This window comes from Streptomyces sp. NPDC027189 (assembly GCF_055566975.1).
Genome location: NZ_JBVHRI010000002.1, coordinates 465,995 through 492,932 on the forward strand (window position 1 = coordinate 465,995; position 26,938 = coordinate 492,932).

Annotated in this window: 26 protein-coding genes and 2 pseudogenes; 9 read left to right on the top strand and 19 right to left on the bottom strand. The window is 69.0% G+C overall.

Going from position 1 to position 26,938, the window contains the following annotated elements; translation table 11 throughout:
• Nucleotides 1–47: 47 nt before the first annotated feature.
• The 3 genes and pseudogenes from ACZ4RZ_RS06650 to ACZ4RZ_RS06660 form a co-directional block, all read right to left on the bottom strand.
• Nucleotides 48–140 (bottom strand): annotated as a pseudogene (locus ACZ4RZ_RS06650) (ABC transporter permease); the annotation flags it as partial.
• 6 nt (nucleotides 141–146) lie between these two features.
• Nucleotides 147–326 (bottom strand): annotated as a pseudogene (locus ACZ4RZ_RS06655) (transposase); the annotation flags it as partial.
• Between the two features lie 62 nt (nucleotides 327–388).
• Entirely contained in the window at nucleotides 389–907 is a 519-nt protein-coding gene (locus ACZ4RZ_RS06660; protein ID WP_467742660.1) for a winged helix-turn-helix transcriptional regulator, read from the bottom strand.
• A 112-nt stretch (nucleotides 908–1,019) separates the two neighbouring features.
• Here ACZ4RZ_RS06660 and ACZ4RZ_RS06665 point away from each other — a divergent pair, with 112 nt between their 5' ends.
• Complete coding sequence (locus tag ACZ4RZ_RS06665; RefSeq protein WP_467742662.1) at nucleotides 1,020–1,805, top strand: SDR family oxidoreductase; 786 nt, start codon at nucleotides 1,020–1,022, stop codon at nucleotides 1,803–1,805.
• A 24-nt stretch (nucleotides 1,806–1,829) separates the two neighbouring features.
• Nucleotides 1,830–2,189 (top strand): nuclear transport factor 2 family protein, encoded by a 360-nt coding sequence (locus ACZ4RZ_RS06670; RefSeq protein WP_467742664.1) that lies wholly within the window; start codon nucleotides 1,830–1,832, stop codon nucleotides 2,187–2,189.
• A 381-nt stretch (nucleotides 2,190–2,570) separates the two neighbouring features.
• Here the strand turns inward: ACZ4RZ_RS06670 and ACZ4RZ_RS06675 are convergent, their stop codons facing one another.
• The 3 genes from ACZ4RZ_RS06675 to ACZ4RZ_RS06685 are packed head-to-tail and all read right to left on the bottom strand — an operon-like array spanning nucleotide 2,571 to nucleotide 5,702.
• The gene (locus tag ACZ4RZ_RS06675) at nucleotides 2,571–3,503 is read right to left on the bottom strand and encodes a carbohydrate ABC transporter permease (protein WP_467742666.1); all 933 of its coding nucleotides are present in this window, start codon (nucleotides 3,501–3,503) and stop codon (nucleotides 2,571–2,573) included.
• On the bottom strand, nucleotides 3,500–4,414 hold the full coding sequence (locus ACZ4RZ_RS06680) for a carbohydrate ABC transporter permease (RefSeq protein ID WP_467742668.1): 915 nt from the start codon (nucleotides 4,412–4,414) through the stop codon (nucleotides 3,500–3,502). The genes ACZ4RZ_RS06675 and ACZ4RZ_RS06680 overlap by 4 nt, the downstream gene beginning before the upstream one ends.
• Before the next feature lie 19 nt (nucleotides 4,415–4,433).
• Nucleotides 4,434–5,702, bottom strand: a complete 1,269-nt coding sequence (locus ACZ4RZ_RS06685) for an ABC transporter substrate-binding protein (protein WP_467743087.1) — start codon at nucleotides 5,700–5,702, stop codon at nucleotides 4,434–4,436.
• Nucleotides 5,703–5,968: 266 nt separating this feature from the next.
• On the opposite strand from ACZ4RZ_RS06685, the gene ACZ4RZ_RS06690 reads away from it, so the two are divergent.
• Nucleotides 5,969–7,990 carry an NPCBM/NEW2 domain-containing protein gene (locus tag ACZ4RZ_RS06690; RefSeq protein WP_467742670.1) on the top strand — a complete coding sequence of 674 codons (2,022 nt, stop codon included), beginning with the start codon at nucleotides 5,969–5,971 and terminating at the stop codon, nucleotides 7,988–7,990.
• 518 nt (nucleotides 7,991–8,508) lie between these two features.
• Here ACZ4RZ_RS06690 and ACZ4RZ_RS06695 read toward each other — a convergent pair.
• Nucleotides 8,509–9,462 (bottom strand): ROK family protein, encoded by a 954-nt coding sequence (locus ACZ4RZ_RS06695; RefSeq protein ID WP_467742672.1) that lies wholly within the window; start codon nucleotides 9,460–9,462, stop codon nucleotides 8,509–8,511.
• A 148-nt stretch (nucleotides 9,463–9,610) separates the two neighbouring features.
• Here ACZ4RZ_RS06695 and ACZ4RZ_RS06700 point away from each other — a divergent pair, with 148 nt between their 5' ends.
• On the top strand, nucleotides 9,611–10,693 hold the full coding sequence (locus ACZ4RZ_RS06700; RefSeq protein ID WP_467742674.1) for a LacI family DNA-binding transcriptional regulator: 1,083 nt from the start codon (nucleotides 9,611–9,613) through the stop codon (nucleotides 10,691–10,693).
• A gap of 3 nt (nucleotides 10,694–10,696) precedes the next feature.
• Nucleotides 10,697–11,443, top strand: a complete 747-nt coding sequence (locus ACZ4RZ_RS06705; protein ID WP_467742676.1) for a hypothetical protein — start codon at nucleotides 10,697–10,699, stop codon at nucleotides 11,441–11,443.
• Between the two features lie 104 nt (nucleotides 11,444–11,547).
• On the opposite strand, the gene ACZ4RZ_RS06710 is transcribed toward ACZ4RZ_RS06705, so the two are convergent.
• On the bottom strand, nucleotides 11,548–12,852 hold the full coding sequence (locus ACZ4RZ_RS06710) for a DUF6986 family protein (RefSeq protein ID WP_467742678.1): 1,305 nt from the start codon (nucleotides 12,850–12,852) through the stop codon (nucleotides 11,548–11,550).
• A 195-nt stretch (nucleotides 12,853–13,047) separates the two neighbouring features.
• Between ACZ4RZ_RS06710 and ACZ4RZ_RS06715 the strand changes: the two genes are divergently transcribed.
• Entirely contained in the window at nucleotides 13,048–13,941 is an 894-nt protein-coding gene (locus tag ACZ4RZ_RS06715; RefSeq protein ID WP_467742680.1) for an endonuclease/exonuclease/phosphatase family protein, read from the top strand.
• Nucleotides 13,942–13,996: 55 nt separating this feature from the next.
• Here the strand turns inward: ACZ4RZ_RS06715 and ACZ4RZ_RS06720 are convergent, their stop codons facing one another.
• The 4 genes from ACZ4RZ_RS06720 to ACZ4RZ_RS06735 all read right to left on the bottom strand — a co-directional run bounded on the left by ACZ4RZ_RS06720 (nucleotide 13,997) and on the right by ACZ4RZ_RS06735 (nucleotide 17,330).
• Nucleotides 13,997–14,959, bottom strand: a complete 963-nt coding sequence (locus ACZ4RZ_RS06720; protein WP_467742682.1) for an electron transfer flavoprotein subunit alpha/FixB family protein — start codon at nucleotides 14,957–14,959, stop codon at nucleotides 13,997–13,999.
• A gap of 235 nt (nucleotides 14,960–15,194) precedes the next feature.
• Nucleotides 15,195–15,980 carry an electron transfer flavoprotein subunit beta/FixA family protein gene (locus tag ACZ4RZ_RS06725; RefSeq protein ID WP_467742684.1) on the bottom strand — a complete coding sequence of 262 codons (786 nt, stop codon included), beginning with the start codon at nucleotides 15,978–15,980 and terminating at the stop codon, nucleotides 15,195–15,197.
• 219 nt (nucleotides 15,981–16,199) lie between these two features.
• Complete coding sequence (locus ACZ4RZ_RS06730; RefSeq protein WP_467742686.1) at nucleotides 16,200–16,709, bottom strand: flavin reductase family protein; 510 nt, start codon at nucleotides 16,707–16,709, stop codon at nucleotides 16,200–16,202.
• A 207-nt stretch (nucleotides 16,710–16,916) separates the two neighbouring features.
• Entirely contained in the window at nucleotides 16,917–17,330 is a 414-nt protein-coding gene (locus ACZ4RZ_RS06735) for a TlpA family protein disulfide reductase (RefSeq protein WP_467742688.1), read from the bottom strand.
• Nucleotides 17,331–17,405: 75 nt separating this feature from the next.
• Between ACZ4RZ_RS06735 and ACZ4RZ_RS06740 the strand changes: the two genes are divergently transcribed.
• The 3 genes from ACZ4RZ_RS06740 to ACZ4RZ_RS06750 all read left to right on the top strand — a co-directional run bounded on the left by ACZ4RZ_RS06740 (nucleotide 17,406) and on the right by ACZ4RZ_RS06750 (nucleotide 19,269).
• A complete protein-coding gene (locus ACZ4RZ_RS06740; RefSeq protein ID WP_467742690.1) occupies nucleotides 17,406–17,822 on the top strand; it encodes a DUF4395 domain-containing protein in 417 nt (138 codons plus the stop codon).
• A 186-nt stretch (nucleotides 17,823–18,008) separates the two neighbouring features.
• On the top strand, nucleotides 18,009–18,737 hold the full coding sequence (locus tag ACZ4RZ_RS06745; protein WP_467742692.1) for a lysophospholipid acyltransferase family protein: 729 nt from the start codon (nucleotides 18,009–18,011) through the stop codon (nucleotides 18,735–18,737).
• A 226-nt stretch (nucleotides 18,738–18,963) separates the two neighbouring features.
• Nucleotides 18,964–19,269: a hypothetical protein gene (locus ACZ4RZ_RS06750; protein WP_467742694.1), complete on the top strand. Its 306-nt coding sequence runs from the start codon at nucleotides 18,964–18,966 to the stop codon at nucleotides 19,267–19,269.
• On the opposite strand, the gene ACZ4RZ_RS06755 is transcribed toward ACZ4RZ_RS06750, so the two are convergent.
• The 7 genes from ACZ4RZ_RS06755 to ACZ4RZ_RS06785 all read right to left on the bottom strand — a co-directional run bounded on the left by ACZ4RZ_RS06755 (nucleotide 19,258) and on the right by ACZ4RZ_RS06785 (nucleotide 26,926).
• Nucleotides 19,258–20,670 (bottom strand): alpha/beta hydrolase family protein, encoded by a 1,413-nt coding sequence (locus ACZ4RZ_RS06755; RefSeq protein WP_467742696.1) that lies wholly within the window; start codon nucleotides 20,668–20,670, stop codon nucleotides 19,258–19,260. The genes ACZ4RZ_RS06750 and ACZ4RZ_RS06755 overlap by 12 nt on opposite strands.
• Before the next feature lie 576 nt (nucleotides 20,671–21,246).
• A complete protein-coding gene (locus tag ACZ4RZ_RS06760; protein ID WP_467742698.1) occupies nucleotides 21,247–21,939 on the bottom strand; it encodes a B3/B4 domain-containing protein in 693 nt (230 codons plus the stop codon).
• A gap of 22 nt (nucleotides 21,940–21,961) precedes the next feature.
• The gene (locus ACZ4RZ_RS06765; RefSeq protein ID WP_467742700.1) at nucleotides 21,962–22,555 is read right to left on the bottom strand and encodes a transglutaminase domain-containing protein; all 594 of its coding nucleotides are present in this window, start codon (nucleotides 22,553–22,555) and stop codon (nucleotides 21,962–21,964) included.
• A gap of 80 nt (nucleotides 22,556–22,635) precedes the next feature.
• Nucleotides 22,636–23,709: a threonine aldolase family protein gene (locus tag ACZ4RZ_RS06770; RefSeq protein ID WP_467742702.1), complete on the bottom strand. Its 1,074-nt coding sequence runs from the start codon at nucleotides 23,707–23,709 to the stop codon at nucleotides 22,636–22,638.
• Nucleotides 23,706–24,452 (bottom strand): SDR family NAD(P)-dependent oxidoreductase, encoded by a 747-nt coding sequence (locus ACZ4RZ_RS06775; RefSeq protein WP_467742704.1) that lies wholly within the window; start codon nucleotides 24,450–24,452, stop codon nucleotides 23,706–23,708. Before ACZ4RZ_RS06775 ends, ACZ4RZ_RS06770 begins: the two co-directional genes overlap by 4 nt.
• A 35-nt stretch (nucleotides 24,453–24,487) precedes the next feature.
• Nucleotides 24,488–25,885 carry a DUF6421 family protein gene (locus ACZ4RZ_RS06780; protein WP_467742706.1) on the bottom strand — a complete coding sequence of 466 codons (1,398 nt, stop codon included), beginning with the start codon at nucleotides 25,883–25,885 and terminating at the stop codon, nucleotides 24,488–24,490.
• A gap of 81 nt (nucleotides 25,886–25,966) precedes the next feature.
• On the bottom strand, nucleotides 25,967–26,926 hold the full coding sequence (locus ACZ4RZ_RS06785) for an alpha/beta hydrolase (protein WP_467742708.1): 960 nt from the start codon (nucleotides 26,924–26,926) through the stop codon (nucleotides 25,967–25,969).
• Nucleotides 26,927–26,938 lie beyond the last annotated feature (12 nt).

The window sequence follows — 26,938 nt, forward strand, 5'->3', positions numbered from 1 at the left end:
AACGGGTCCCTGGACAGCAACTGCCTCTGGTCGGAGAAAAGCCCCCGCTACTTCGGGTCGCGGTTGAACAGCGACTTGGACCAGAAGTAGCCGAGCACGGCCAGCCCCAGGCACCAGACGACGGCCAGCGGATCCCGGTGTACGGGCAGCGACTCCCAGCGGATCCCGGTGTAGGGGACGAACAGGATCCCGCACAGAACGCTGCGGTCGTCCAAGCCCTTCCGGCCGGGGTGCCGAGGGCGGCGGTGTCGCACGGGCGGGAGCGGCTCGATCATCGCCCAGCACTCGTCGTCAACGAGCCATGGCTGAGTATCCGGCTTCCTCACATCCGGGCAACGGATCCACCCGCTCCAAGGGTGCGGTTCGACGCCTGTCGGCGAGATCGGTGTCAGGTGTTGCTTGCAGTATCACTTGTGGTCGCCGTGGTGCGGGTGTAGCGGGCCCGCATGGCGTGGCCGGCAGCGGGGCCGGCGGCGAACACGTAGGCGTGGCTGTCGTCGAGGCGGCGGCCGGTCTTGGCGTCGACAACCACGGGTTCGACTTCTTCGCCGCTGCTGGTGTCGATCAGAATCATGCTGCGCTGCTCGGGGGCGAGGCGGGAGTTGCCCCATGCCGCAAGCGTGACGATCACCGGGCGCAGGGAGCGGCCCAGGTCGGTCAGGACGTACTCGTAGCGCACGGGGTTGGTCTGGTACGGGCGGCGCTCCAGCAGGCCGTCGGCGACGAGGGTTTTCAGGCGTGCGGTAAGCATGCTGGTGGAGATGCCGAGGTTCTCCTGGAACTGGTCGAAGCGGCTGTAGCCGTCGAAGGCATCGTGGAGGATGAGCAGCGTCCACCACTCGCCGACGTGCTGCACGGTCGTAGACAGCGGGCATTCGAGATCTTCCGCCCTGATTCGGCTTGCCAAGGTTGACCATCCTCAGAGAGTTACTGCTAAAGTCGAAGTTAGTGGCTTCTATTTTAGCAGCAACTGTGGGAGGCGGTGCTCCTCCTGCCTGCACCCGGGAACGGAACTCGTCATGACCACCCCCATCAGCGAATCCCTCGAGGCCCGCCGCGCCCTGGTCACCGGTGGCACCAAAGGGGTCGGCGCAGCCATCGCCCGGCGCCTCGCCCAGGCCGGCGCCACCGTACTTGTGACCGCACGCAGCCGACCCGACGGCATCGCCCCCTCGGACATCATCACCGCCGATCTCGCCACTCCCGAGGGCGCTGCCACCGTGGTCGACGAAACCACTCGCCGCCTGGGCGGGATCGACATCCTGGTCAACAACCTGGGCGGCTCCGACGCACCCACGGGCGGATTCGCGGCCCTCGGCGAGGATGACTGGGCCACGGAGCTCAACATCAACCTCCTCGCCGCCGTCCGCCTGGACCGCGGCCTGCTGCCTGGAATGATCAAAGCCGGCAAGGGGGTCATCATCCACGTCTCCTCGATCCAGCGCCGCATGCCGCTGTGGAACGGCACCCTCGCGTACGCCGCAGCCAAGGCAGCGCTGACCACCTACAGCAAGGGCCTGGCCAACGAGGTGGCCCCGCACGGCGTCCGCGTCAACACCGTCTCCCCCGGCTTCGTTCAGACCACCGCCGCCGACAACCTCGTGGCACGGATCGCCGAGAACGCCGGCACCACCCACGAAGCGGCGCTCAAGCAACTGATGGCATCCCTGGGCGGCATCCCCCTGGGCCGTCCCAACCGCCCGGAGGAAGTGGCTGAACTGATCGCCTTCCTCGCCTCTGACCGCGCATCGGCCATCGTCGGCGCCGAGCACGTCATCGACGGCGGCACCACTCCGACCGTATGAACTCCCCCACCGTCAGGAACCGCCATGCACGAAAACCAGCCCCAAGACATCGCCCCGGACGCCCTGCCCGATGTGATCACCCGCTACCTGAACGCCCACCGCACCCATGACACCGCCACCGCAATCAGCGCCTTCCAGCCAGACGCCACCGTGATCGACGAGAGCAAGACCCATCAGGGAACCTCAGCGATCGAGACCTGGCTGACCCATTCCGCCACTGAGTACACCTACACCGTCGAACTCACCGGCGCACAAGAAGTCGATGCGCAGCACTACATCACCACACACCACCTGGAAGGCAACTTCCCGGGTGGGGTCGTCGACCTGCACTACCGGTTCACCCTCAACCGTGGCCTCATCGAGGGCCTTCTCATCGAACCCTGACCCGCGCCCTCACACATGCCCCGCCCCGCACCACAGCACACGGCACGCGGTTCAGTAAGCACGACTGGTGGCACAACGCTGAACCATTCTGTCAGCAGTTCTTGGGCCACGCGGACCCGTCGATCACTCTCCGGGTCTGTGCACGCTTCATGCCGGAGGCCGATGGGCGCGGGCATCGCGCGGCGGATGCCTGGTTCGCCCCCTCGAAGCCCGAGTTCAAGGAGATCTCCCTGGATTCCCCCTGGGGTGCGGTTCCGCTCCCCAGGGAGGGGCCTTCGAAGGGGTCCAAGTTCGCAACTCAAGCGGGAGAGATGACCGCGTCGATTCCGCTCAACGGGGTCACCGCCCCTGCCCCGTTGGGACGTTCACGCGGGTCACGCCCTACCCCTTGGTCGAGCCCAGCGTCAGCCCCGCGATGAAGTGCCGTTGCAGCAGCAGGAACACCAGGATCGTCGGGAGGGCGACGAGGACCGATCCTGCGGCCAGCAAGTTGTAGTCCGTGAAGAATTGGCCGCGGAGGTTGTTCAGGGACGACGTGACGGGGAGCTTGTCCGGGTTGGAGATGAAGATCAGGGCCCAGAGGAAGTCGTTGTAGATCCAGGTGAATTCGAGGGTGCCGAGGGCTGCGAGCGCAGGGCGGCACAAGGGCAGCGTGATGCGCCAGAACTGGGTCCAGACGCCCGCGCCGTCGACGATGGCGGCCTCCAGGATCTCCTGCGGCAGCGTCCGCATGAAGTTGGCCAGCACGAAGACGCAGAAGCCCAGCTGGAAGCCGATGTTGACGATGATGACGGCCCAGTAGGAGTCGTACATCGTGAGTGAGTCGGACATCCACCATTGCAGCGGGACCTTGTTGAAGAGGACGTACAGGGGAGTCACGATCACCTGCTGGGGCAGCAGGTTGCCCGCCGTGAAGAACATCAGCAGCACCAGGCCGCCGCGCAGCTTCAGGCGGGAGACCGCGAAGGCGACGAACGAGGCGAGGAACAGGGTGATCAGAACGCCGGGCACGGCGATGAGCAGCGTGTTGGTGAAGTACTTGCCCATGCCCGACTCGGTGTAGGCCCGGCGGTAGTACTCGAAGGACAGGTGCTTGGGGAAGGAGAAGTAGCCGTGCTGCGCCGTCTCCTCGTACGGGCGCAGCGAGGCGTAGACGGCGAGCAGGAGGGGCGCGAGGAAGGCCAGGGAGACGCCCATCAGGAAGACGTGCACCCCGAAGCGACCGGGGCGCGGCCCGCGGCGGGGCGTGGGTCGCTCCGCGGCCGTGGGGGCCGGACGGCGGGTGGGCGCGCCGGCGCGGATGTCGGCTGTCATCGGTCGCGCGCACCTCGCAGCTCTTGGACCAGGAACGTCACGATGAACCCCAGGGAGACGGTGAGCAGGACGACCGCGATCGCCGAGCCGAATCCGATGCGGCTGGCCTCGCCGATGATGTTGTCCGTGATGAGGACCGAGAGAAGTTCCAGGCCGTTGCGGCCCTTGTTGACCGCGTAGACGATGTCGAACGCGCGCAGCGCCTCAATGACGGTGATCACGCCGACGATGACGTTGACGGGGCGGAGTGTCGGGAAGACCACGCGGAAGAACGTCTGGCGCTCGTTCGCGCCGTCGATCGCGGCCGCTTCCTTCAACTGCGGGTCCACGGACTTGAGTCCGGCCAGGTAGAGGATCATGACGTAGCCGGTGTGCCGCCAGCTCGCCGCGATCATCATCATCCAGAGGTTGAGGTGCGAGTCGCCGAGCCAGTCGATGGGGTCGTCGTGGTTGTTCAGGATCGTGTTGACCACGCCCTGGTCGGTGCCCAGGATCAGCTGCGCGATGAAGCCGACGATGGCGAGCGAGAGCACGACCGGCATGTAGATCGTCGACTGGTAGAAGCGGCTGAAGCGGACGCCCCGGTCGATGAGGACGGCCAGGAACAGGCCGAACGGCGTCGCGATCAGGCCGAGGAAGAGCAGCCACAGGACGTTGTGGCGGACGGCCGGCCAGAAGACCGGGTAGTTCTCGACCATGTTCTTGTAGTTGTCGCCGCCGACCCAGTGGATGTCGCCGACGCCGTCCCAGGAGGTGAAGGACAGTCCGATGGAGGCCAGCGTCGGGCCCCAGATGATGACGATGTCGAGCAGGATCGGTATGCCGAGGAGCACGCCGAGGACGACGACGTCGCGGCGGGTGAACCGCCGCAGCCGCCGTCCTCCGGCGCGCCGTGGGATGTTGAGCGCCACGGAACGTCTTCCCCCAGGTTCAGCCGACGGGCGACGAGAAGATGGTCTTCTTCTGTCGTTCGATGCTGTTGCAGAGACCGTCGACGTCCTTCGGATTTCCGATGAAGTCCTGGATCGCCTTGATCATCACGGTCGAGGCGAAGTCGGGACGGGTGTCGCGGTCCATGAACTGTGAGATCTGCTTGGCGCCCGAGACGAGCTGGGCCGATTTCTTCTGCAGGGCGCTGTACTTGGAGGTGTCGGCGCCGTCGTTGACCGCCACGTTGTTGGGGTCGAGGGCGAGGTAGGTGTCCTCCGCCTTGGGCGTGCCGAGCCATTTCAGCAGGGCCTTGGCGCCGTCGAGGTTCTTCGACTTCTTGGCGACGAGGAAGCCGTCGATGGGGGCTTCCACCGCGTCCTGCGCGTACTGCGGGTCGATCTCGGGGAAGGCGAAGAAGTCGATGTCGTCGCGTTCGCTCGTAGGGAACTGGGTGCCGGGGTGCGGCATTCCGAAGACCGCCATGCCGGTCTTGCGCTGCTGGAGGCTCTGCCCGGCCTCCTCCCAGGTACGGCCGAGGGCACCCTTCTGGTAGTACGGCATGAGTTCGCGCCAGGTGTCGAAGACGTTCTTGACCTTGGTGCCGGTCCACGACTCGTCGCCGGCCATCAGCGACTTGTGGAAGTCGTATCCGTTCAGACGCATGTTGATGTAGTCGAAGGTGCCCATCGCGGGCCAGCCGTCCTTGTCGCAGAAGGCGACCGGAGTGCCGTCCTTGGACATCCTCTTGGCGAGCGCGATGAACTCGTCCCAGGTCTTCGGCTGTTGATAACCCTTGCTCTGGAAGAGGCTCTTCCGGTGGAAGACGGCCCACGGGTAGTAGTAATAGGGCACGAAGTACTGCTTGCCCGCGTGCGTGGACTGTTCCTTGAGCGCGTCGGAGAATCCGCTGAATCCGCTCCACACGTCGCTGACCTCGTGCAGGAGCCCCTTCTCCGCGAAGTACTGCATGCGATATCCGGCGAACCACATGAAGACGTCGTCGGGCGTGCCCTGGAGATAACGGTTGATGTTCTCCTGGAAGTCGTTGTGGTCCTTGGTGTTGACCTTGACCTTCTTGCCGGACTTCTTCTCGTACGCCGCAAAGGCCGCCGCGTACGCCTTCTTGGGGACCGGGTCCGACGCGTTGGACCCCACCGTTACCTCGTTCTTGTTTCCACCGGGTCCGTCGCCGCACGCGGACAGCAGGGCGGGGAGTGTGAGCGCGCCGGCTCCGACGGCCGCACCACGCAAGAGATTTCGCCGGGACATCCGATGTCCTGTCGTGCCTACGGGCACGACGAGCCCCTTCAACGATGACTGTGCCATGTCCCCTCCTCGGGGTGCCACCCAACACAACCGAACGCGAGGCTTGGATCTCACTCCCAAGTGGTGGTGCCGTCAAGGGTTCCGACGAGATATCGAACAACCGTTACCACTTCTCTTCCAACAGAGTCGGACAGGTCCTACCGTAAACGCGCACCATTGTCGCGGACATGTAGACATCCAACCTTTCGCGAGTTCGGAGGAACGTAACGATGCGTCACCTTCACACCCGCACAACCCGCCGAAGAGTGGTCGGAGCGCTAGCCGCAGGACTGTTGTGTACGACCGGGCTCATCTCGCCCGCCTTCGCCGCCCCCGCCCAGGAACCCGCCTCCCCCACGTTGGCGGACGGTCTCGCCCTCACCCCGCCGATGGGCTTCAACAACTGGAACTCCACGCACTGCCGCGCCGAGTTCAACGAGGACATGGTCAAGGGCATCGCGGACATCTTCGTCGACAAGGGCCTCAAGGAAGCCGGGTATCAGTACGTCAATCTGGACGACTGCTGGGCCCTGCCGTCCCGGGACGCGAACGGCAAGTTGGTCCCCGACCCGGTGCGATTCCCCGGCGGAATCAAGGCAGTCGCCGACTACGTGCACGCCAAGGGGCTCAAGCTCGGCATCTACACCAGCGCGGGCACGAAGACCTGCAACAGCGCCGGATTCCCCGGCGCTCTCGGCCACGAGTACAGCGACGCCCAGCAGTTCGCCGACTGGGGTGTCGACTACCTCAAGTACGACAACTGCAACAACCAGGGCGTGGACGCCAAGTTGCGGTACACGACAATGCGTGACGCCCTGAAGGCGACCGGGCGCCCCATCGTCTACAGCATCTGCGAGTGGGGCCAGAACAAACCCTGGGAATGGGCGTCGGACGTCGGACATCTGTGGCGTACGACCGGGGACATCAGCGACAGTTGGGGCTCGATGCTGTCGATCCTCAAGCAGAACCTGCCCCTCGCCCCGCACGCCGGCCCCGGGCACTGGAACGACCCGGACATGCTGGAGGTCGGCAACGGCGGCATGACCGACACCGAGTACCGCTCGCACTTCTCCATGTGGTCGATCATGGCGGCGCCGCTGTTGATCGGCTCCGATCTGCGCAAGGCGTCCACCGCGACCTTCGACATCCTCGACAACCAGGAGGTCATCGCCGTCGACCAGGACCCGCTGGGCAAGCAGGGCACTGTGCTCTCCTCCGAGGGCGGACGCTGGGTCGTCGCCAAAGAGATGAAGGACGGCAGCCGGTCGGTGGCGCTGTTCAACGAGACGGGCAGCGCACAGCGGATCGCCACGACCGCGCAGGCCGTGGGCCTGCCCGAGGCGGACGCCTACACACTGCGCGATCTGTGGCAGCACAAGAGCTACAACACCGCGGGCACCATCTCGGCGACCGTTCCCGCCCACGGGACCGTGCTGGTACGGGTCTCGGTCGACCCGCGGTGGGCCAACAACCCGCCCGCCGTCGAACTCGGCCTGGACGGAAGCCCGTTGGTCGAGGCGGGCAGGACGGCCTCGCTGACGTCGACGGTCACCGACCTCGGCCGGACGCCCGCGAAGCGCGTCTCCGTGACGCTGAACGGCCCCGAGGGCTGGACGGTCGCGGCGACCTCGCCGACGAGCGCGGGCACCGTGCTGACGGGCCGCGCCCTGCGTACGCGGTGGCAGGTCACCGCCCCGGCCGGGGCTGCCACGGGCTCGTACGACCTGACGCTGAAGGCCAGTTACCGCTCACCCACCGGCGTACGCGCCGAGAGCGTGCTGCCGCTGAAGGCGTCCGTGGTCGTGGCCCCACCCTCCGGGGTCTCCTCCCTGGGTGACCTTCCGTGGCTGTCGACGGCCAACGGCTGGGGACCGGTTGAACGCAACACCAGCAATGGTGAGAGTGCCGCGGGCGACGGTCATCCGATCACTTTGGGCGGAGTCGTATACGCCAAGGGGCTCGGCGTGCACGCGGAGAGCGCCGTCGAGTACTACACGGGCAAGGCGTGCCAGACGGTCACCGCGGACGTGGGCGTCGACGACGAAAAGGGCGCCAAGGGCACCGTAGCCTTCGAGATCTGGGCCGACGGGACCAAGGTCGCCTCGACCGGCGTCCTCACCAACGCGATGCCGGCCCAGCCGATCACGGCGGACGTGACCGGGGCCCAGGTGGTCCGACTCGTCGTCACCGACGGCGGCGACGGGATCGACTCGGACCACGCGGACTGGGCGGACGCGAAGCTGAGTTGCTGAAGCGGCGGAGGCGGGACTCCCGTCGGTCAGACCACGACGGTTCATACCCCTGCCGTTGAGAGCGGGGATCCGTTGGCGCCGTCGGTCGGTGCGGGACCTGCGGGTCCACTCCCCTGAGGGTGGGTGGGATTTTCGCCCCCTCCGCCCCTGCCCGTCCCGTACCCGGGGCTCCGCCCCAGACCCCTCCTCGAACGCCGGAGGGGCTGGATTCCTGCCGTCCGGGGCTGAAACGATCAGCCCCGGGCGGTCGGCCACGGGTCGGTCGGGCCGCCGCGGGGGTCATACCCCGAGCGGCCGGGCCGCCGCAGGCCATACCCCGAGCCGTCGGGCCGCTGCGGGCCATACCCCGAGCGGTCGGGCCGCCGCAGGCCATACCCCGAGCCGTCGGGCCGCTGCGGGCCATACCCCGAGCGGTCGGGCCGCCGCAGGCCATACCCCGAGCGGTCGGGTCGCTGCGGGTTACGCTCCGAGCGGTCCGCCGGGCAGTTCGGCCCCCGACCTCCCGGACCCTCGACCGCTCAGACGCCGGCAGCGGTCGCGCTCGGATTCCTGCTGAGCGCGGCCGCGGCCGCGCCGACCAGACCGGCGTCCGTGCCCATCAGCGCGGGCGCCACGGTCAGCCGCCGTACGAAGGACAGCGTCGCGTAGGTGGCCAGGGCCTCGCGCAGCGGCGCGAACAGGACATCGCCCGCCTTGCCCACTCCCCCGCCGATGACGGCGATGTCGATCTCCACGAGGGTCGCCGTGGCCGCGATGCCCGCCGCGAGCGCCTGCGCGGCCCGTTCGAAGGAGGCCACGGCGACCGGGTCGCCCGCGCGGGCGGCCTCGGCCACCGCGGCGGCCGAGGTGTCGCCGTCGGGACCGGGCCGCCAGCCGCCCTCCAGCGCGCGGCGGGCGATGTTCGGACCGCTCGCGATGCGCTCGACGCAGCCGCGCGAGCCGCACGGGCACGCGTCGCCGTCGAGGTCGACGCTGATGTGCCCGATGTGGCCGGCGTTGCCGGTGGGACCGGGGTGCAACTGCCCGTTCAGGACGAGCCCGCCGCCCACGCCCGTGGACACCACCATGCACAGCGCGTTGTCGTGGCCGCGGGCGGCGCCCTGCCAGTGCTCGGCCGCCGTGATGGCCACGCCGTCGCCGATCAGCTCGACGGGCAGCCCCGCCGCGGCCTTGCGGACCCGCTCGACCAGCGGGTAGTCCCGCCAGCCCGGGACATTCACGGGGCTCACCGTGCCGGCGGAGGCGTCCACCGGGCCCGCGCTGCCGATGCCGACGGCCCGCGCCCTGCTCCACAGCGGGGAGACCGTCAGTTCGCCGATGACGTCCTCGACGGCCCGCATCACGGTGTCGCCGTCCTCCTGTGCGGGCGTCGCGCGCTGCGCGCGCAGGAGGATCCGGCCGTGGCCGTCCACCAGCGCTCCGGCGATCTTGGTGCCGCCGATGTCGAGCGCGGCCACGAGGTCGGTGTGCATCAGAGTCAGGTCTCCCGGTGAACCTTGAGAAAAGGGCAGGCCGGTCTCACGGTGGGGGCGCAGACCGGAGATTGCGGTGGACAGTCTCTCCCGCATCTGACAACGTTGTCCAGGCTCTATGCTCGACGCCACATCCTCATACAACCCCATGGACCTACGCATCCCCGTGGACGACAGGACAGGACAGCACATCGTGGCCGAGACCGCCCGCCGATCCGAGAACCGCTACGGAAACCGTCCGACCATGAAGGACGTAGCGGCCCGTGCGGGAGTCGGCCTCAAGACGGTCTCGCGCGTAGTCAACGGCGAGCCGGGGGTCACCCCGGACACCGAGCGCCGCGTCCAGGAGGCCATCGACACGCTGGGCTTTCGGCGCAACGACAGCGCGCGGGTGCTGCGCAAGGGTCGCACCGCCAGCATCGGCCTCGTCCTGGAGGACCTCGCGGACCCGTTCTACGGGCCGCTGAGCCGCGCGGTCGAGGAAGTGGCCCGTGCGCACGGAGCCCTGCTGATCAACGGCTCCAGCGCCGAGGACCCGGACCGCGAGCAGGAACTGGTCCTCGCCCTGTGTGCGCGCCGCGTGGACGGGCTCGTCGTCATTCCGGCCGGTGACGACCACCGCTATCTGGAGCCCGAGATAAAGGCAGGCGTCGCCACGGTCTTCGTGGACCGCCCGGCCGGCAAGATCGACGCCGACGTCGTCCTCTCGGACAGCTTCGGCGGCGCCCGCGACGGTGTCGCCCACCTCATCGCCCACGGTCACCGCCGGATCGGCTTCATCGGCGACATGCCCCGCATCCACACCGCCGCCGAGCGGCTGCGCGGCTATCGCGCCGCCATGGAGGACGCGGGCATCCCGGTGGAGGACGCCTGGATGTCCCTCGGCGTCACCGACCCGCAGCGGGTGCGGAAGGCGGCCGAGGGCATGCTGTCCGGCCCCTCCCCCGTCACCGCGATCTTCGCCGGCAACAACCGCGTCACCGTCACGGTCGTCCGTGTCATCGCCGAGCGCGGCCGCCCCGTCGCCCTCGTCGGCTTCGACGACATCGAGCTCGCCGACCTCCTGCAGCCCGGCGTGACCGTCGTCGCCCAGGACGCCGCCGCCCTCGGCCGCACCGCCGCCGAGCGGCTCTTCCGCCAGCTCGACGGCAATCTCGTGACCCCGGAGCGCATCGAACTCCCGACGCGCCTGATCACACGCGGCTCGGGGGAACTGCCGCCCGCGTACTGAGCTATGGGCGCCCCGGACCCCTGTTCGCTCGACGCCCTCGGCCTCGCCGAGGCGCCGCGCGACCATCCGTTGAGCTATCCGGGCGCGTGGCCCGCGGAGTCCGGACTCCTCGACGGGGACCGGCTGTTGCCCCTGACACGCCTGGTGTACGAGGACCGCGTCCCGGTCGTGGCCGTCGGCTCCAACGCCTGCCCCGGCCAACTCCGGCACAAGATGGCGGAGTCCGAGGTGTCCGGCACGATCCCGATGGTGAAGGTGCGGGTAGCCGGCATCGGCGTCGGCGTGTCCGCCCATGTGAGCCTCATGGGGTACGTGTCCGCGTCGCCGTTCCATGCGCCGGGTGCGGTCAGCGAGTTGTTCGTCACCTGGTTCGACTCGGACCAGCTCGCCGTGATCGACAGGAGCGAGGGAGTTTCCTCGGCGACCGGGGCCTACGACCGGGCCTGGCTTCCCTCGTCCGACGCCGGGATCGAGTTGGAGTCCGGTGAGGTGCTGCCCGGTGCGTACGTCTACGTCAACCGGCGTGGGGTGCTTCACGACGGTGCCGGGATGCCCCGTGCGCACTCCGGCGAGCGTGCGCTGCTCGCCTCGCTCCTCGCGGCGTCCCCGCGGCTGCGGGAGCTGTTCGGGGACACTCCCGAGGAGTTCTGCGCCCGGGCGCGCTTCGACAGGGCGCTCTGCTCGCGCGGAACCCGGTTGTTCGCCGAGGAGCGGCTCACCATGGCCTCCGGCCTGGAGAGATACGTCTAGGCAGGCCGCTCCGTCGTCGAACTGGAGGGTTGTCTGTGGCGGGTCGCGCCCACGCGGGCGGAGCCGCGCAGGGGCACAGCCCCACGCCCCTTACAGGGCGCTCTCTACTTCCCGGAGATTGTCAGGTCCCCGCGCCTCGGCGCCGCAAAGCCCTCCAAGTCCGCCCGCGTCAGACCCGTGGCCCTCGCGACCTCGGCGATGTCCAGGGCGCCGCAGTCCAGACCGCGCAGGAGGTAGCCGCTGAGGGCCTTGGCGGTGGCGGGCTCGTCCATGACGTCGCCGCCGGCGTGGGCGGCGTAGCGGGCGAGGCGGGCGGCGGCCTGCTCGAAGCCCTCGTGGTAGAAGGCGAAGACGGCGGCGTATCGGGTGGGGATGTGGCCGGGGTGCATGTCCCAGCCCTGGTAGTAGGCGCGGGCCAGGGCACGGCGGGTGAGGCCGTAGTGCAGCCGCCAGGCGTCGTGGACCTTCTCGGTCGGGCCGACCGGCAGGACGTTCGTGGAGCCGTCGGAGACGCGTACGCCGGTGCCGGCGGCCGCGACCTGCATGATCGCCTTGGCGTGGTCGGCGGCGGGGTGGTCGCTGGCCTGGTAGGCGGCGGAGACGCCGAGGCAGGCGCTGTAGTCGAAGGTGCCGTAGTGCAGACCGGTGGCGCGGCCGTCGGCCGCCTGGATCATCCGGGCGACGGTCGCGGTGCCGTCTGTGGCGAGGATGGACTGGCTGGTCTCGATCTGGATCTCGAAGCCGATCCGGCCGGGCTCCAGGCCGCGCGCCTTCTCGAACTCCTCAAGGAGTCGGACCATCGCGGTGACCTGCTCCGCGTACGTCACCTTCGGCAGCGTCAGCACGAGCCCGTCGGGCAGGCCGCCGGCCTCCATCAGGCCGGTGAGGAAGATGTCGAGCGTGCGGATGCCCCGGTCGCGTACCGGCGCCTCCATGCACTTCATGCGGATGCCCATGTACGGGGCCGCCGTGCCGTTCTCGTAGGCCTCGGCGATCAACCGGGCAGCGCGCGCCGCCGCCCCGTCCTCCTCGGCGTCCGGGCGCGGTCCGTAGCCGTCCTCGAAGTCGACGCGCAGGTCCTCGATGGGTTCGCGCTCCAGCTTGGCCCGTACGCGGTCGTAGACGGGCTCGGCGAGCTCGTCGGTGAGGCCGAGGACGGCGGCGAAGGAAGCGGCGTCCGGGGCGTGCTCATCGAGGGCGGCAAGGGCTTGGTCGCCCCAGGAGCGGATGGTGTCGGCGGCGAACACGTCGCCGGGGACGTACACGGTGTGGACGGGCTGCCGGGTGCCGGGGTCTCCGGGGTAGCGGCGCTCCAGTTCGGCGTCGACCGGGGCGAGGGAGGCGCTGATCTCCTCGCTGACGGCGCCCGCGAGGCTCGTCGCCACCTTGTCCTGCTGACCCTGACCCATCCCACACCCTCCACTTTTCCGCACTACGGAATCAACAATCCGTAGAACGAAGTTATCTGGGGACCTTCCTGCCGGTCAACACCCTCTTGGATCGCGGGACACCCCGATGCCCCGGCCCGTTCACTCTTGTCTCTGTTCCTTCTTCCACACTGCGACGCACACCCTTCATCCTGACTCGCGACCGAAGGAGCACGCGTGTCGAACTCCACCAGAGTGACCCGGCGCATGGGGCTCAGGACCGCGGCGGCCGCCGCGGTCGCCATGCCCCTGCTCAGTACGGCGCAGGCCTCCGCCACCCGGCAGGGCGGCCGCCCCCTGGAGGTCATGACCTTCAATCTCCGCTTCGCGAGCACCGTCGAACCCAACAGCTGGTCCGCGCGCCGCCCGGTGATGCGCGAACTCTTACGCCGGGAGACCCCCCACGTCATCGGCACCCAGGAGGGCCTGTACACGCAGGTGCTTGACATCGCCTCCGACCTCGGACCGCACTACGACTGGATCGGCACCGGCCGCGAGGGCGGCAGCCATGACGAGTCGGTCGCGATCTTCTACGACACCCGACGCCTCGCTCCGGCCGAGCACGACACCTTCTGGCTCTCCGACACACCCAAGGTGATCGGCTCCAACACCTGGGGTGCCTCTCTGCCCCGCATCGTCACCTGGGTCCGATTCCGCGATCTGCGCGGCAGCGGGCGGGAGTTCTACGTCCTCAACACCCACCTCGACCACGCGAGCCAGTACGCACGCGCGCGTGCGGCATCGCTCATCGCCCAGAGGATCGGCGAACTGGACGGGTCCCTACCGTTCGTCGTGACCGGCGACTTCAACGCGGCGGCCCACAAGAACCCGGCCTACGACACATTGCTGGGCGCCGGACTCGTCGACACCTGGGACACGGCGGCCGAGCGCAGCAAGCTGTACGCGACCTTCCACGGCTACAAACCGCTGATTCCGGACGGCGACCGCATCGACTGGATCCTGACCACTCCGGGCGTCACGACCCACCGGGCATCGATCAACACCTTCGAACAGCACGGCCAGTTCCCCAGCGACCACCTGCCCGTGCAGGTGGTGCTGACCCTGGAATGAGCCGAGGCCCCCGTGACCTGCCGGTCACGGGGGCCTCGTACAGCCTGCGAACCCATCAGCCCTTGCGGGAGTTGATCTCCTCGGTCAGCTGCGGGACGACCTCGAAGAGGTCGCCGACCACGCCGTAGTCGACCAGGTCGAAGATCGGGGCCTCGGCGTCCTTGTTGATCGCCACGATCGTCTTCGACGTCTGCATACCGGCGCGGTGCTGGATCGCGCCGGAGATGCCGGAGGCGATGTACAGCTGCGGCGAGACGGACTTACCGGTCTGGCCGACCTGGTTGGAGTGCGGGTACCAGCCGGCGTCGACCGCGGCGCGCGAGGCGCCCACGGCGGCACCGAGGGAGTCGGCCAGCGCCTCGATGATCGAGAAGTTCTCGGCGCCGTTGACACCACGGCCGCCGGAGACCACGATCGCGGCCTCGGTCAGCTCGGGGCGGCCGGTCGACTCGCGCGGGGTGCGCGCGGTGACCTTGGTGCCGGTGGCCTTCTCGGAGAAGGAGACCGCGAGGGCCTCGACGGCGCCGGCGGCCGGGGCGGCCTCCACGGGAGCCGAGTTCGGCTTGACCGTGATGACCGGGGTGCCCTTGGAGACACGGGACTTGGTGGTGAAGGAGGCGGCGAACGCGGACTGCGTGGCCACCGGACCCTCGTCGCCGGCCTCCAGGTCGACGGCGTCGGTGATGATGCCGGAGCCGATACGGACCGCGAGGCGGGCCGCGATCTCCTTGCCCTCGGCGGAGGACGGCACCAGCACGGCGGCCGGCGAGACGGCCTCGTACGCGGCCTGCAGAGCGTCCACCTTCGGGACGACCAGGTAGTCGGCGTACTCGGCGGCGTCGTGCGTGAGGACCTTCACCGCGCCGTGCTCGGCGAGCGCGGCGGCGGTGTTCTCGGCACCGGGGCCGAGGGCGAGGGCGACGGGCTCGCCGATGCGACGGGCCAGGGTCAGCAGCTCCAGGGTGGGCTTGCGGACGGCGCCGTCCACGTGGTCGACGTAGACGAGAACTTCAGCCATTGCTACTCCTGCGCGAGAATCCCGGACTTCGGCCGGGGGAAGACTTGTTGACTGCTACGCTCACGCCCGTGCCTTCGGCACCGGGCAGGGCTTGTCCGTCATGAGGCCGTCTCGACAGTCGATTGAGAAGCCCCTTCGGGGGAGGAGTCACGGGAATGCTCTCCTGCGAGGTGCGAGGCAGAAGCACTCCGAGGCGCGCGGGTCGTGTTGCAACCGACCCGCGCTGTCGCTCCCCTTAGATGAACTTCTGGCCCGCGAGGAACTCAGCGAGCTGCTTGCCGCCCTCGCCCTCGTCCTTGACGATCGTGCCGGCGGTGCGCGCCGGGCGCTGGGCCGCGGAGTCCACCTTGGTCCAGGCGCCTTCGAGACCGACCTCGTCCGCCTCGAGCTCCAGGTCCTCCAGGTCCCAGGACTCCACCGGCTTCTTCTTGGCGGCCATGATGCCCTTGAAAGAGGGGTAACGCGCCTCACCCGACTGGTCGGTGACCGACACGACGGCCGGGAGGGAAGCCTCCAGCTGCTCCGAGGCGGAGTCGCCGTCACGGCGGCCCTTGACGACGCCGTCCTCGACGGAGACCTCGGAGAGCAGCGTGACCTGCGGGACGCCCAGGCGCTCGGCCAGCAGCGCGGGGACCACACCGGCGGTGCCGTCGGTGGAGGCCATGCCGGAGATGACCAGGTCGTAACCGGCCTTCTCGATCGCCTTCGCCAGCACCAGCGACGTACCGATGACGTCCGTGCCGTGCAGGTCGTCGTCCTCGACGTGGATGGCCTTGTCCGCGCCCATGGAAAGCGCCTTGCGCAGCGCGTCCTTGGCGTCCTCGGGGCCGACGGTCAGCACGGTGATCTCGGCGTCGTCGGCGTCCTCGGCGATCTGCAGCGCCTGCTCCACCGCGTATTCGTCGAGCTCCGAGAGCAGACCATCCACGTCGTCACGGTCGACGGTCAGGTCATCGGCGAAGTGCCGGTCGCCAGTGGCGTCGGGCACGTACTTCACAGTGACAACGATCCTCAAGCTCACGCCGGCTCTCCTACTGCATCGTCATTTCTGGGCTGCCTTCTTTCAGGCAGCATAGGCGCCTGAAGCGGCCGATCCCGGTCGGGGCGACCCGCGCTCCGAACGAAATATTACTCGTCAGTACACCCATTGAATGCCCACTAAGCAAGCGCTTTGAACTGTGACCTTGGCAACGCTGTGTAACCGACGGGTAGGACCGGTGGGTAGGACTGCCGAGTAGCTTCAGGCGCGCAGGCCGTTGAAGCGCCCCTGGTGGTACAGAAGCGGGCGGCCCGCGCCCGAAGGGTCGCCGAGGACGACCTCGGCCAGCACGATGCGGTGATCGCCCGCGGGCACGCGTGCGACGACCCTGCAGACGAGCCAGGCGAGCACGTCGTCGAGGACGGGAACTCCTTCGGGCCCCTTACGCCATCGGGTGGGCGCGCCGAAGCGGTCAGCTCCGCTTCTGGCGAAAGTGACGGCCAGCTCCTGCTGGTGTTCGCCGAGTATGTGGACGCCGACATGGTCGGACTCGGAGATCGCGGGCCAGCTGGAGGCGCCGACACCGACGCCGAAGGAGACGACAGGGGGCTCGGCGGAGACCGAGGTGAGCGAGGTGGCGGTGAAGCCGACGGGGCCCCCGCCGCCAGAAGCCGTGATCACGGCGACACCGGCGGCGTGCCGCCGGAAGACGGAGCGCAGCAGGTCCGGAGAGGCGAGCTGGGGAGTGCCTAGGTCGGGCGTGGCCGTCATGGAGTTGTCCCTCTGGGTGAAATGACGAGCGGATCCGTGGCTGCTCAACAGCCCGGACACCGCGCACTCGCGGTGCGGGCCAGGTCCACGTGGACACGCTCGAAGAGAAGGAGTTCCGGGGGCATACGGTCAGGCTGACGATAGGTGGTGCGTGCAGTCAAGTGCGTCCCGGGATCTGGGAGATGCGTCACCAAGATCGCCACGGCCTCATACGGCCTCCCCCAACGCGGCGATCACATCCGCCTTGCGCGGCTGACCGGTGGCGCGTCGTACGATCCGGCCGTCCGCGTCGAGCACCAGCACGGTCGGGGTCTTCAAGATGTCGAGTGCGCGGACGAGTTCCAGGCGGTCCTCGGCGTCGATCTCGATGTGGGTCACGCCCGGGACCATCTCGGCCACCTCGCCGAGGACCCTGCGTGTCGCCCGGCACGGGGCGCAGAAGGCGCTGGAGAACTGGACGAGCGTGGCCCGTTCACCGAGCCCCTCCCCCAACTCCGCCGCGCCGAGCCGCTTTCCGCCGTCGCGCCCGCGCACTCTCACCCTCCCGCTCCGCCGCTGATGCAGCACTCCGTACGCGCTCGCCAGGACGAGCACCACCACGCACACCACAAGTCCGGTCATCCTCTGCACAAGCATTCACAAGACCGCAAAGATTCCCGGCTCCCCGGATACCGCCCCGTGCGGAATGCTTGATTCATGGACATCGATGTGAGGGGCCCGCGATTCGGCGCGGCCGTGACGACCGCCGTACTGGCGGTCGTGCTGATCACCGGCAGCGCCTGGCTGCTGGCCTGGCAGGTACTGGCGTTCGCGCTGGGCGCGGCGGGCGGGGTGGCGCGCTCTCCGTACGGCTGGCTGTTCCGCAGGGTCGTACGCCCTCGTCTCGGGCCGCCGACGGAGTTCGAGGCGCCCGAACCGCCGCAGTTCGCGCAGGCGGTCGGACTCGTCTTCGCGGTGGTGGGACTGATCGGCTACACGGCGGGGCCGCAGTGGCTGGGGCTCGCGGCGGCCGGTTGCGCGCTCGCCGCGGCGTTCCTCAATGCGGCGTTCGGGTACTGCTTGGGATGCGAGTTGTACCTGGTCGCACGCCGCATGACGGCACGTGCGGAGTAAAGGCGGGTTAAAAGTCCGAGGTGGATCAAGTGATGGACGTGACGAGGATCTCGCCGCCGTGCGGCACCAGGACTGGCCCCCCGTCCGTTCTTCGGGCACGATCTGCGCAATGCCGTAAACCTACGGCTGCGTAACTTTCCCGCCGGGAGCCCCCTTCCCAGGCAGAGAGAAGGGTCCACCCCGTCCATGGCAGAGCTTGTCTACCGCCCCGTCGTCGGTCTCGCCCAAACGTTGTTCAAGGCCTGGGACCTCAAGATCGACTGCAAGGGATCGGAGAACATTCCGCGCTCGGGCGGTGCCGTGCTGGTGAGCAATCACATCAGCTATCTGGACTTCATCTTCGATGGTCTGGCCGCCCTGCCGCAGAAGCGTCTGGTGCGCTTCATGGCCAAGGAGTCGGTCTTCCGGCACAAGATCTCCGGTCCGCTGATGCGCGGCATGAAGCACATCCCGGTGGACCGCAAGCAAGGTGAGACGGCGTACCAGCACGCGCTGGAGTCGCTGCGCTCCGGCCAGATCGTCGGCGTCTTCCCCGAGGCGACCATCTCGCAGTCCTTCACCTTGAAGAGCTTCAAGTCGGGTGCCGCGCGCATGGCCCAGGAGGCCGGCGTCCCGCTGATCCCGATGGCCCTGTGGGGCACCCAGCGACTGTGGACCAAGGGCCACCCGCGCAACTTCAAGCGCAGCCACACCCCGATCACCATCCGGGTCGGCGAGCCGGTGGAGGCACCCCAGGACCAGTACGCGGGCGCCATCACGCGGCGTCTGCGCGAGCGCGTCCAGGAGCTCCTGGAGGCCGCACAACGCGCCTATCCCGTACGGCCCAAGGGTCCGGACGACACCTGGTGGATGCCCGCCCACCTCGGCGGCACGGCACCGACTCCCGAAGAGGTGAAGGCGGCCGAGGCCCGCTGAATCGTCACCTCCGGCGCGGCCGGGGGCGCGCTGAATCGTCACTCCTGGACGGCCGAGCGCGCTTGCTCGTGACTACGGCGCGGCGGCCCGCGCTGAATCGTCGCTCCGGGGCGTGGACCTCGGTCCACGCCCTCTGGCCGCCGCGCCAGGCCGTCTGGACGCTCCGTCAGCCGGCGGATGCGTTCCCCGTATTGAGCGGAAATCCGGGGAAGGGGGCCCGAGTTCCGTGGCGGCCGAAGTCGCGGCCGGCATGATCGTGGAAGCCGTCGAGCACCGGCTGGAGCCCTACTGCCAGTGCCCGGCGCCCTCCGGCGCCGTCGACCGGCTTCTGCTGAGCGGTGCGGCGCCGGTCGTCTTCGGCGGGCTCGACGAACTGGTCGACTCCACGCGGCGCCGGGAGGTGGCCGAGGTCATGGAGCTGGTCTGCGCCAGATACCGGCGCATCGAGTACGACCACCGCGAACTCATGCGGTGCTGGACCGGCATCGGCACGACCTGCCAACAACCCCTGCCCCGCAAGTCAGTTGCCTGACAGCTTCTCCTGCAGCCAGTCGAAGACGACCTCGCAGTGCTGCTGCGGGGCCATCGGGGAGCAGTGCAGCTGCGCGCCGGTGGCCGCGGTGAGCTTCACGTAGTCCTTGGGAGACGTCAGCTTGTCGAACATCTGGCGCGGCTGGCCGGGATAGAACTGCTCGTCGTCGTAGTCGAGGACCAGCGTGGGCATCTTGATGCGGCCCACAACGCTCGTGATGTCCAGGGACTCGATGAGTTTGGCGGGGGTGTAGAAGTCGGTGAACATCTTGCCCGCGCGGACGTCGAGCATCGCCGGCACGGAGAAGGGCTCGATGCGCTTCTTCATCGTCGCAGCCGCGGACGGAGGCAGCTCGGGGACGACCTCCTTGTTCCAGATGTTGTTGGTCTCCTCCTTGTCCGGGGTGAGGATCTTCCGGATTTCCGGAGGAAAGCCCAGCCAGGGCACGAGCACTCCGGGCATCGCCACCAGAGCGGCGATCCTGTTCTCGAAGGCCGCGGCCCGGGGCGCCAGATTCCCGGCCATGCTCAGCCCGGTCAGGGCGATCTTGCCCTCGTCCACGTCCGACCGGGCGGCCAGCCAGTCGACGAGTGGCGTGACCACGGTCTCCCAACGCGGAGTGAAGACCACTTGGTCCACGAAGAGCAACTGCCCCTGGCCGGGCCCGTCGTACACGAGTGCGTTCCAGCCGCGCCGCAGAGCCGCCGGGACGCCGTAGGTCCACATGTCGACGTTCTGTCCGTCGCTGCCGTTGGTGAGGATCACGGTGGGGCGTCGCTCGCCGGAGCCGTCCGGCCGGAAGAACCACACAGGCAGCGGGGTCTTCCCGTACGGGACATTCGCCGTCACGGGTGCCGGGTCGCACAGCTGGCAGAACTTGTCTGAGGCGCCGCGCCCGGCCTGGTACAGCTGTTTCTCGCTGCCGGGGTCGTCGGAGCCGAGGACGAAGAACAGCGCCTGACCGTAGTACTGGGCGGCCCGCAGCGCACGGAAGCGTGTGGTCTCCGTCCCGGCCTTGCTGCCCCGGGGCGGCTCCATCAGCTGATCGCCGAGTGCCTTGAAGGTCTCGGTGTACGTCTGCGCGGAGAGGCCGGCCTTGTTGATCGCGTTCACGGCGGTGAGTACCTCGCCCACCTCACCGGCGCCGTAGCCGGACGCACCGAGTGCGAGGAGCCCGTTGAAGTTGAAGGCCGGGTCATTGAAGAGCGTCATCACCCCGGGCGTGGGGTTGCCCGCCGCGGCGGAGGCCGACGCCGTGGGGCTGGGAGTGCGCGCAGATGCGGGCAATGCGTCCGACGGGGTGCATCCGGCGGCCAGCACGGCTCCGGCCCCACCGATGAGCCCGGCAAGCGCGGTGCGGCGGGTGGGGCTGGATGCGCAATCACTCGGCACGTATGTCATGCCAGCCGAACGTACGAGCCGTGCCTCCCGGCCGCTGTCCGCGACACCCGCCGATGCCCCGAACGGCGCTTGCGGCGCCGCACCATGATCACCGCGCCCGCACCGGCCACCACGGCCAAGCCACCCACCGCGGCGATCGCCGGCAGCGCGGAGGACGAACCCCGTCCCGGCGAGGCCCCCGGTGGCCGAAGGGCTCGACGTGGCGCCCTGCGACCCACCGGCGGTCTGACGTGGCCCGGTGCGACCCACCGGCGGTCGACGTGACCCGGTGCGACCCACCAGCGGTCGGCGTGACCCGGTGCGACCCAGCGGTCGGCGTGGTGTCCTCGGCTCCCGTGGCGGAACCGCCGCCCGTCCCGCCGAGGGCGAGCACGTCGAAGTGGGCCTCCACGGTGGTGCAGTCAGTGCAGTGCATTGCCGGGTCCACGTAGATGCCGCCGCCGATGGCCCAGCTGTCTCCGGGGGGCCTCGGCGTCTGCCTCTAGGCGGAACGCGCGGTGGCCCCGCCATCTACGGACCCGGTCCGCCCACCGCAAACGCCGCGGCGGGAACCGGTCCCGATCGTCCTCGGGTTGCCTACTCCGGGGCGTGGACGGTGATCTGCGCCCCGGGGCTGAACTTCTCCAGCAGCTCGGCGAGTTCGGCGCCGGCGGCCTCGACGTCGGCCACCGGCATCGGCGCCAGGCTCTCCAGGAGGAAGACCGCCGAGACAGACTCTTCCGTGAGCCGGGTGCGCGGCCCCTGGCGCCAGTTCCAGCGTCGGCACGTCACGCCCGCGTCGTCGCGCCACACCACCTCGCCCGCGTCGGGGTGCTCGACGACCTCCTGCCCGCCCGCGACGGTCACGAAGTCCTCGTCACCGGTGGCGCGCACGAGCCGCATCGCGCCCTGGATGTGGCCGGTGTCCTCGCCACCGACCGGGATCAGGTGGGCGACGCTGATCGCGTTGTAGACGTCCACGAGGACATTGATTCGAGGCAGTCCGGCGTCCGAGAGGGCGCGCTTGGCCAACGCCTCCGCCGAGTTGCGGGTGCGCGAAGGCTTGGAGCCGAACGCCGTGTACACCTCCCGCCAGGCCGCCATGTGCGGGTCCTCGTGCGGAGCTCGACCGTCCAGGCGTACAGCCAGTCGTCGCGCTGCGTCGTCGAGCAGCGCCGAAGTCCCCTCGGTGCTGGCCCCGTTGACCAGTCCGTGCGCCTCGATGGCGACGTGGGTGAAGTCGGGCGCGAGGGCGCGCACCTCGTCGAACACGGTGAGCGTGAGAGTCATCGTCTGCCTTGCCTGCCTTGCCTCAGAGTGCGGTGGGAAGCGTCTGCCACAGGGAGGGCCGGTCCGGGGCCTTCTTGAGGGCACGCAGAACGGCCGGGTGAGGTTCAGCGTACAGTACCAGGTAGTCCACCTCACTGGACTTCGGGTCGGGAATCCAGGCCAGCCGCTCGCCGTCGAGCGAGAACTGCGCGTCGACGCCGGGCTTGTTCCCCCGGCAGTCCTGTCGGTGCCAGGCCCCGTTGAACCGGACAGCCACCAGACCGTGCACGGCGTGCCCGCTGCCGTCGTCGTGCAGCAGCGACTGGTAGCACAGGGCGGTCGGGATGTCCTCCGCTCGCAGCAGTGCGGCCAGCGCGTGCGCCTTGGCGTGACAGATGCCGGTGCGCCGCTCCAGGACATCGGAGGCGCGCCAGGTGACACGCAGGTCACCGGCGTCCTGCGAGTGCGGAATGGTGTCGCGTACGAACTCGTACGCGGCCTGCGCATAGGCATACGAGTCGGCGACACCCGTCGCAAGGCGTGCGGCCACCTCACGGACGACCGGATGGTGATGGTCGATGACCTCGTCGGCGGCCAAATAGGCGGACAGGTCAGGGGTTTCCTGGATGAGCTCCATGGCCGCAGAGCATAGGAATACGACCGACCGAGAGTCAATGACTTTTCGGTAGGCCGTATATCTATGCACCGCCACCCAGGCTAGTGGTGGGCCATCTCCTCTTTGAGAGCCGCCACGAACCTGTCGACATCGTCCTCGGTCGTGTCGAAGGCGCACATCCAGCGGACGTCGCCCGCGGCCTCGTCCCAGAAGTAGAAACGGTAGCGCTTCTGCAGGCGCTCGCTGACGTCGTGCGGCAGCCTCGCGAAGACCGCGTTGGCCTGGACCGGGTAGAGGATCTCCACCCCGTGCACCGCGCGCACGCCCTCGGCCAGCCGCTGCGCCATCTCGTTCGAGTGCCGGGCATTGCGCAGCCACAGGTCCTTGGCGAGCAGCGCCTCCAGCTGTACGGAGACGAAGCGCATCTTGGAGGCGAGCTGCATCGACAGCTTGCGCAGATGCTTCATATGGCTGACGGCGTCCTGGTTGAGGACGACGACGGCCTCGCCGAACAGCGCGCCGTTCTTCGTCCCGCCCAGCGACAGGATGTCGACGCCGACCGCGTTGGTGAACGTCCGCATCGGGACGTTCAGGGAGGCGGCCGCGTTGGATATCCGGGACCCGTCGAGGTGCACCTTCATGCCGTGCGCGTGGGCGTGGTCGCAGATCGCGCGGATCTCGTCGGGCGTGTAGAGGGTGCCCAGCTCGGTGCTCTGGGTGATCGACACGACCTGCGGCATCGCCCGGTGCTCGTCGTCCCAGCCGTACGCCTGCCGGTCGATCAGCTCAGGGGTCAGCTTTCCGTCGGGCGTGGGCACCGCGAGCAGCTTGAGGCCGCCCATGCGCTCGGGGGCGCCGCCCTCGTCCACGTTGATGTGCGCACTCTCCGCGCAGATCACCGCGCCCCAGCGGTCGGTGACCGCCTGGAGCGCGACCACGTTCGCGCCGGTCCCGTTGAAGACGGGGAACGCCTCCGCGGTGGCACCGAAATGGCTGCGGATGATCTGCTGGAGGTTCTCGGTGTAGTCGTCCTCGCCGTACGCGACCTGGTGGCCGCCGTTGGCCAGCGCCAGGGCGGCCAGCACCTCCGGGTGGGCCCCCGCATAGTTGTCGCTGGCGAAGCCGCGGACGGCCGGGTCGTGGTGACGCCGGGCGTCGGTCTTCGGAGGGTTCACGGCTTCTCGGTCAGCCACAGACGGTTTCCGTTCACTTCAGCGGCGGACTTCTCCCAGACGCCGGCGATGGCCTCGGCCAGGTCCTTGACGTCCGTGAAGCCCGCGAACTTCGCGTTCGGGCGCTCGGCGCGCATCGCGTCGTGCACCAGTGCCTTGACCACCAGGATCGCAGCCGCCGACGTCGGCCCCTCGGCGCCCCCGGCCTTGTGGAAGAAGTCGGCCATGGCCAGCGTCCACGCCTCGGCGGCGGCCTTGGCGGCGGCGTAGGCGGCATTGCCCGCGGTGGGCTTGCTGGCGCCCGCGGCGCTGATCAGGAGGTACCGGCCACGGTCGCTGCGCTGCAGCGCCTCGTGGAAGGCGAGGGTGGTGTGCTGCACCGTGCGGATGAGCAGCAACTCCAGGAAGTCCCAGTCGTCGAGGCTGGTCTTGGTGAACGTCTCGCTGCCGCGCCAGCCGCCCACGAGGTGGACCAGGCCGTCGACGCGGCCGAAGTCCTTCTCGATGCGGGTGGCCCAGTCGCTGGTCGACTCCAGGTCGAGCAGGTCGACCGTGTCCCCGACGACGGTGGCGCCGCCGTGCCCGTAGCGGGCCGCGTCCACGGCCTCCGCGAGCCGCTCGGGGTCATTGTCCGAACCGACGACGGTCGCGCCCGCGTCGGCAAGCCTGGCCAGCGTCGCGCGCCCGGCGGGTCCACCCGCGCCGGCCACCGCGATCACTGCACCGCTGAGAGCTCCGTTGCCCATCTTCTTCGCCTCCTGAGCGTCCTGGACGCGGGCGCTCACGCGGCGGCCCGCTCGGCGCTCGCCGCGGTGATGCCCTTGGTGGAGGCGATCACGTTCTTCAGCTTCTTGGAGAGCGCCTCATAGAACATGCTCAGCGGAAACTCGTCCGGAAGCACGTCGTCCACGAGCTTACGCGGCGGCTGGGTCAGATCGAGGGAGTCCGGACCCTTGGCCCAGCGGGAGCCGGGGTGCGGGGCGAGGTAGGTGGAGACCAGCTCGTATGCCTTGAACCAGTGGACCAGCTTGGGACGGTCGATGCCGGACCGGTAGAGGTCCTCGATCTCGGCGCACAGCTGGTTGGTGACCAGCGGGGCGCGCTGCCAGTCGATGTGCAGCTTGTTGTCGGTCCAGCGGACGACATCGTGCTTGTGCAGGTATGCGAAGAGCAGCTGACCGCCGAGACCGTCGTAGTTGCGCACGCGCTCGCCGGTGACCGGGAACCGGAACATCCGGTCGAAGAGCACCGCGTACTGCACGTCACGGGCCTGCGCGACGCCGTCGGCCTCCAGCTTCACGGCCTCCTTGAAGGCGGTGAGGTCGCAGCGCAGCTCCTCCAGGCCGTACATCCAGAACGGCTGGCGCTGCTTGATCATGAACGGGTCGAACGGCAGGTCGCCGTGGCTGTGGGTGCGGTCGTGGACCATGTCCCACAGGACGAAGGCCTCCTCGCAGCGCTGCTGGTCGTGGACCATGGCGGCGATGTCCTCGGGCAGATCCAGACCCAGGATGCCCACGGCCGCGTCGGTGACGGCGCGGAAGCGGGCGGCCTCGCGGTCGCAGAAGATGCCGCCCCAGGAGAAGCGCTCGGGCGCCTCGCGCACCGCGATGGTCTCGGGGAAGAGAACGGCCGAATTCGTGTCGTAGCCGGCCGTGAAGTCCTCGAAACTGATGCCGCAGAAGAGCGGATTGTCGTAGCGGGTGCGCTCCAGTTCGGCCAGCCAGTCCGGCCACACCATGCGCAGGACGACCGCCTCGAAGTTGCGGTTCGGGTTGCCGTTCTGCGTGTACATCGGGAAGACGACCAGGTGCTGGAGACCGTCCTCGCGGTGCGCGGCGGGCTGGAAGGCCAGCAGCGAGTCGAGGAAGTCGGGCACCTGGAAGCCGCCGTCGGCCCAGCGCCGCAGATCCTTCACGACCGCCTGGTGGTAGGCCGCGTCGTGCGGCAGCAGCGGGGCGAGCCGCTCGATGGCGTCTATGGCACGGCGTACGGCCAGATCGGCGTCGGACGCGTCAGGGGCGCCCTCGGCCTCGAAGTCGATGGAGCCGTCCTTGGACTGCCAGGGCCGGATCTCCTCCACGGCATCCTTGAGCACGGGCCATGCCGGGTGCTCCACCACCCTGGCCACGGGAGGAACCCGCTCCTCCGTACCCACCTGCACAAGAATTTCCGTCATGTCCCATCCTTTACGGGAGAACCTCGCGTCTGGACACCGTATGTAAGTGAGGTTCCTTCCCGCAAGGGGAGTCGCTGGAGATTATCCTGCACACCCCCCGCCTTCACCGCTCTTTTTACTGCCAGACACCGTGGAGGCGATTACTTCCGCTGCGCGCCACTGGGCGGCGCGGGCATCCGCGAGAAGCTCGGGGAAGCCGAAGAATCCGTGGAACATGCCCGGATGGTGATCCTCGGTAACCCTTATGCCCGACTTGAGCAATTTCGACGCGTATGCGCGACCCTCGTCACAGAGGAGATCGAAGCCCGCGGTGACGATGTGGGCGGGCGGCAGGCCACCCGGATCGGCCATCAGAGGGGAGGCGTGCGGGTGCGCGCGGTCTCCGTCGGGCCCTAAGTACTGCTCGACGAACCAGCGGCCGTGGGCCGGGGTGAGGAAGTACCCCGCGCCCTCCCATCGGGAGGTGTCGCCCCGTGGCCGCACATCGGTCGCGGGATAGATGAGCACCTGGAGCGCGAGCTCCGGTCCGCCCCGGTCGCGGGCGATCAGCGCGGCGACGGCCGCGAGGTTCCCGCCCGCGCTGTCGCCCGCGGCCACCAACGCGCCCGGATCCCCGCCCAGTTCGCCGATGTGCTTCGCGGCCCAGCACAGTGCGGCGTACGCGTCGTCGACGGCCGCGGGGAAGCGGGCCTCCGGCGCGAGCCGGTAGTCGACCGCGACGACGACCGCACCGCCGTCCCGGCACAGGGCGCGCGCTATGGGGTCGTGGGTGTCCAGGCCGCCGATGACCCATCCGCCGCCGTGGAAGAAGACGACCGTGGGCGGAGCGCGGGCAGCCGGACCGGCACCGGCTTCAGCGTCGGCTCCGACTCCCGCACCGGCTCCGGCATCGGCTGCGGATTCGCCTCCTGCATCGGCTGCGCCTGCGGTTCCCGCATCGGCTGCGGCCGATAGATCCGTACGGGGATCTCCGGTGCCCCCTTCGGACCCGGTATCGCCCGGTTCTCGACCGAGCCCACGGACGGCGGCTCGAAGGGCCACGCGGGCGCGGCA

What these genes read in the sequence shown, in the direction of transcription:
- ACZ4RZ_RS06705 (WP_467742676.1), top strand. Translation starts at nt 10,697, where the DNA reads ATGGGCGCCCCGGACCCCTGTTCGCTCGACGCCCTCGGCCTCGCCGAG.
- ACZ4RZ_RS06730 (WP_467742686.1), bottom strand. Translation starts at nt 16,709, where the DNA reads ATGACGGCCACGCCCGACCTAGGCACTCCCCAGCTCGCCTCTCCGGAC.
- ACZ4RZ_RS06720 (WP_467742682.1), bottom strand. Translation starts at nt 14,959, where the DNA reads ATGGCTGAAGTTCTCGTCTACGTCGACCACGTGGACGGCGCCGTCCGC.
- ACZ4RZ_RS06690 (WP_467742670.1), top strand. Translation starts at nt 5,969, where the DNA reads ATGCGTCACCTTCACACCCGCACAACCCGCCGAAGAGTGGTCGGAGCG.
- ACZ4RZ_RS06745 (WP_467742692.1), top strand. Translation starts at nt 18,009, where the DNA reads ATGGCAGAGCTTGTCTACCGCCCCGTCGTCGGTCTCGCCCAAACGTTG.
- ACZ4RZ_RS06740 (WP_467742690.1), top strand. Translation starts at nt 17,406, where the DNA reads ATGGACATCGATGTGAGGGGCCCGCGATTCGGCGCGGCCGTGACGACC.
- ACZ4RZ_RS06685 (WP_467743087.1), bottom strand. Translation starts at nt 5,702, where the DNA reads ATGTCCCGGCGAAATCTCTTGCGTGGTGCGGCCGTCGGAGCCGGCGCG.
- ACZ4RZ_RS06665 (WP_467742662.1), top strand. Translation starts at nt 1,020, where the DNA reads ATGACCACCCCCATCAGCGAATCCCTCGAGGCCCGCCGCGCCCTGGTC.
- ACZ4RZ_RS06765 (WP_467742700.1), bottom strand. Translation starts at nt 22,555, where the DNA reads ATGGAGCTCATCCAGGAAACCCCTGACCTGTCCGCCTATTTGGCCGCC.
- ACZ4RZ_RS06675 (WP_467742666.1), bottom strand. Translation starts at nt 3,503, where the DNA reads ATGACAGCCGACATCCGCGCCGGCGCGCCCACCCGCCGTCCGGCCCCC.
- ACZ4RZ_RS06775 (WP_467742704.1), bottom strand. Translation starts at nt 24,452, where the DNA reads ATGGGCAACGGAGCTCTCAGCGGTGCAGTGATCGCGGTGGCCGGCGCG.
- ACZ4RZ_RS06695 (WP_467742672.1), bottom strand. Translation starts at nt 9,462, where the DNA reads ATGCACACCGACCTCGTGGCCGCGCTCGACATCGGCGGCACCAAGATC.
- ACZ4RZ_RS06700 (WP_467742674.1), top strand. Translation starts at nt 9,611, where the DNA reads ATGGACCTACGCATCCCCGTGGACGACAGGACAGGACAGCACATCGTG.
- ACZ4RZ_RS06670 (WP_467742664.1), top strand. Translation starts at nt 1,830, where the DNA reads ATGCACGAAAACCAGCCCCAAGACATCGCCCCGGACGCCCTGCCCGAT.
- ACZ4RZ_RS06735 (WP_467742688.1), bottom strand. Translation starts at nt 17,330, where the DNA reads ATGACCGGACTTGTGGTGTGCGTGGTGGTGCTCGTCCTGGCGAGCGCG.
- ACZ4RZ_RS06755 (WP_467742696.1), bottom strand. Translation starts at nt 20,670, where the DNA reads ATGACATACGTGCCGAGTGATTGCGCATCCAGCCCCACCCGCCGCACC.
- ACZ4RZ_RS06760 (WP_467742698.1), bottom strand. Translation starts at nt 21,939, where the DNA reads ATGACTCTCACGCTCACCGTGTTCGACGAGGTGCGCGCCCTCGCGCCC.
- ACZ4RZ_RS06780 (WP_467742706.1), bottom strand. Translation starts at nt 25,885, where the DNA reads ATGACGGAAATTCTTGTGCAGGTGGGTACGGAGGAGCGGGTTCCTCCC.
- ACZ4RZ_RS06710 (WP_467742678.1), bottom strand. Translation starts at nt 12,852, where the DNA reads ATGGGTCAGGGTCAGCAGGACAAGGTGGCGACGAGCCTCGCGGGCGCC.